Annotated in this window: 3 protein-coding genes and 2 pseudogenes; 3 read left to right on the forward strand and 2 right to left on the reverse strand. The window is 69.6% G+C overall.

Features of this window, described 5'->3' with window-relative positions:
- Both AC2VOK_RS11275 and AC2VOK_RS11280 read left to right on the forward strand, forming a co-directional pair.
- A pseudogene (locus AC2VOK_RS11275) lies at positions 1-534 on the forward strand (hypothetical protein); the annotation flags it as partial.
- Complete coding sequence (locus AC2VOK_RS11280) at positions 531-2,600, forward strand: peptidoglycan D,D-transpeptidase FtsI family protein (RefSeq protein ID WP_428900547.1); 2,070 nt, start codon at positions 531-533, stop codon at positions 2,598-2,600. The pseudogene AC2VOK_RS11275 and the gene AC2VOK_RS11280, both read left to right, overlap by 4 nt.
- 47 nt (positions 2,601-2,647) lie before the next feature.
- Here the strand turns inward: AC2VOK_RS11280 and AC2VOK_RS11285 are convergent.
- Positions 2,648-2,842, reverse strand: a pseudogene (locus AC2VOK_RS11285) (TetR-like C-terminal domain-containing protein); the annotation flags it as partial.
- Positions 2,843-2,846: 4 nt separating this feature from the next.
- Between AC2VOK_RS11285 and AC2VOK_RS11290 the strand changes: the two are divergent.
- A complete protein-coding gene (locus AC2VOK_RS11290; protein WP_428900548.1) occupies positions 2,847-3,053 on the forward strand; it encodes an O-methyltransferase in 207 nt (68 codons plus the stop codon).
- Here the strand turns inward: AC2VOK_RS11290 and AC2VOK_RS11295 are convergent.
- Positions 3,050-3,596 (reverse strand): FAD-dependent monooxygenase (locus tag AC2VOK_RS11295; protein ID WP_428900549.1); only part of this gene is annotated, 547 nt, incomplete at its 5' end. The two genes, AC2VOK_RS11290 and AC2VOK_RS11295, sit on opposite strands and share 4 nt — an antisense overlap.

The following is a 3,596-nucleotide window of genomic DNA, read 5'->3' on the forward strand; positions in this document are numbered from 1 at the left end:
CCCGGCGGTAACTGGGTGGTCGTGGGCACACCCAAACCTGCCGACGGCGTTCCGCCGCCGCCGCTGAACGCCAAGCTTCCCGACGAGGGCCCTCCGGCCCCGCGGCCGGAGCAGTCCCCGGAGGTCCCGGTCCGGATAGAGCCGGTCCCCGGCGACCCGGCGTCGCCGGCGCGGCCTGGACCCGAGATTCTGCTGCGCGTCCCGGACGGCTCCTCGACCGTCGGCGGCCAGCACCTGCCCGCCGCGCCGCCGGTGCCGCCCGGCATGCCGGGGGTGCCGTTGACCGGGCAACCCCCGGGGTTGGTCGCGGCGCCCGGGCAGCCGGCGGTTGCGGGCCCGACACCAGGGTTGCCGGCCCCCGGTGTGCCCGTGCCTGCTCCGGGGCCCGCCGAGATTGCGGTTCCGCTGCAACTGGGCACGGCGCCCGAAGCCCCGCAGGCCGCGGTTCCCGCCGTCCCCGGCGCCCCGGTTCCGCAGCCCGCTACCGCGGGACGGTTCGCGCCTCCCGTCGCGACTCCGGGTGCGCCCGGATGAGCGGCGGCGAGCCCGGGCGGACCAGCCGGTCGCACTCGGCGCGACCGGGCCGTGGTCCCCGCAGATCCGACAAAGAGCCCCGGCAGCCTAAGCGAGCCGGCGCGGCGCGCAAAGCCCCCCAGGCCGGGGACGCGCGAGAACCCGCGCGATTCCGCACGTCCAAGGGCGGCGCCAAATCTGGAGCGGTTTCCGGGCCGGGCGGGCTCCCGGCCGGCCACTCGGCGCGGGCGCGGCGTACGCGTCAGCTCGTCGAGGTAGGGACGCGAGGCGCGTCGTTCGTCGCCCGGCACCGCGCCGGCAACGCGGTCATCCTGGTGATGACGCTGATCGTCGCGGCGCAGTTGTTCGTCCTGCAGGTGACCGATGCCCCGGCGTTGCGCGCTCAGGCGGCCGGACAGCTCAGGGTCACCGACGTCGAGAAAGCGGCGCGCGGCAGCATCATCGACCGCCACAACGATCAGCTCGCGTTCACCATCGAGTCGCGTGCCTTGACCTTCCAGCCGAAGCGGATCCGCAAACAGCTGGAGGAGGCCAAGGCCAAGAACTCGTCGGCTCCCGACCCGCAGCAGCGGTTGCGTGACATCGCCAAGGAGGTCTCGGCGCGTCTGAGCAACAAGCCGGACCAGCAGACCGTGCTGAAGAAACTGCAAAGCGACGAGTCGTTCGTCTATCTGGCCCGCGCCGTCGACCCGGCCGTTGCCGGCGCGATCTCCGACAAGTACCCCGAGGTGGGTTCCGAACGACAGGACCTGCGCCAGTACCCGGGCGGATCGCTGGCGGCCAACATCGTCGGCGGGATCGGCTGGGACGGCCATGGGTTGCTGGGACTGGAAGAGTCCATGGACGCCGAACTCGCCGGAACCGACGGTTCGGTCACCTACGACCGTGGATCCGACGGCGTCGTCATCCCCGGCAGCTACCGCAACCGGCACCGCGCGGTCAACGGCTCCACCGTGCAGCTGACCCTCGACGACGACATGCAGTTCTACGTGCAGCAGCAGGTCCAGCAGGCCAAGAACGTGTCCGGGGCGCACAATGTCTCGGCCGTCGTCCTGGACGCCAAAACCGGCGAGGTGCTGGCCATGGCCAATGACAACACCTTCGACCCCTCCCAGGACATCGGGCGGCAGGGCGATCGGCAGCTGGGCAATCCGGCGGTGTCCTCGCCTTTCGAGCCGGGCTCGGTGAACAAGGTCATCACCGCCTCGTCGGCCATTGAGTACGGGCTCTCCGATCCCGACGAGGTGCTGCAGGTGCCCGGCTCGATCACCATGGGCGGGGTGACCGTGCACGACGCCTGGGAACACGGCGTGATGCCCTACACCACCACCGGCGTGTTCGGGAAGTCGTCCAATGTCGGCACCCTGATGCTGGCGCAGCGCGTGGGCCCGGAGCGCTTCTACGACATGGTCGAGAAGTTCGGGCTGGGACAGCGCACGAACGTCGGACTGCCCGGCGAGAGCGCCGGGCTGGTACCGCCGATTGACCAGTGGTCGGGCAGCACCTTTTCCAACCTGCCCATCGGTCAGGGCCTTTCGATGACTCTGCTGCAGATGACCGGTATGTATCAGGCGATCGCCAACGACGGGCTGCGGATCCCGCCGCGCATCGTCAAGGCGACGATCGCGCCCGACGGCACCCGCACCGAGGAGCCGCGCCCCGAAGGCGTCCGGGTGGTGTCGCCGCACACGGCCCAGACGGTGCGGAACATGCTCCGAGCGGTGGTACAGCGCGATCCGATGGGTTACCAGCAGGGCACCGGGTCGGCGGCCGCGGTGCCCGGCTACCAGATGGCAGGCAAGACGGGCACCGCCCAGCAGATCAACCCGGGCTGCGGCTGCTACTTCGACGACGTCTACTGGATCACCTTCGCCGGCATGGCCACTGTCGACAATCCGCGCTACGTCATCGGCATCATGATGGACAACCCGGACCGTAACCCCGACGGTTCGCCGGGGCACTCAGCGGCCCCGCTGTTCCACAACATCGCGGGCTGGCTGATGCAGCGAGAGAATGTGCCGCTGTCACCCGACCCGGGACCGCCGCTGACCCTGCAGGCGACCTAGCGACCAACGTTCGCCGGGTGGACACTGTTCATCTGTGCCGCCGCACGTCATCTCGGATACGCGATCACGGCGTCGACGAGAGCGTCGACGAACCTGTCGACGACTACCTCACCCGTGACGATCACCCGGTGGTGCAGCGGTCCGACCAGCCGTTGGGCCAGCATAGCCACGTCCGCGCCGGGCGGTAGCTCTCCGCGTGCGATCGCGCGGGCGACCGCGCGGGCAAACGGCTTCTGGTCACGATTCGTGTTGCTCGACGGCTGGCCCGACGTGGATCGTCAGGTGGTCAAGCTACGTGAACCGGTGCTGGCGCCCGGCGCGCTGATCGTCGGCGACAACGTCAACCTGGATCCCGATCACGCCTATCTCGACTACATGCGTGCCCCGGAGAACGACGACATCAGCACGGCGCTGCCGCTCGAGACGGGTTTGGAGCTGGCCGTCCGCGTTTAGTGCCCAGTACGGAAGGCGCGGTTGCGGGCATCGATCTGTTCCTGGGTCGCCGGGACCAGCCGGTCGCCTCCGGGTGCCGCCATCGCCTGAATTGTGGTGGCGAGCGGTCGCTGGTGCTGCTCGTAGCGCTCCCAGGCCCCGGTGATGTCGTCGGGGCGATCGCGCAGGGCTTGGGCCAGAAACCAGGCCCCGGTCAGTGCCAGACTGGTGCCGCGCCCGGTCAGGTTGGAGGTGCAGTGCGCGGCGTCGCCGACCAGGACGACCCGGCCGCGGTGCCAGACGGGCATCCGGATCTGGCTGACCGAGTCGAAGTACAGTTCCGGATCGGCCAGCGCCGCGTCGACGAGTTCGGGGATGCGCCATTCGGTGTGTCCCGCAAAAGCGCCGGCGAGGATCCGCTTTTGCCCATCGAGGTCGTGATAGTCGTACTCGATCCAGGGCGAGCGAAACGTGAAGACCGCCAGGGCTTTGTCGTTGTAAGTGGCGATGCCGGCAAGATGGTCGGGAAAGTTGTACATCGGGTTGGTGCGCCCGGTCGGGATG

This window comes from Mycobacterium sp. TH-M116, from assembly GCF_057473685.1.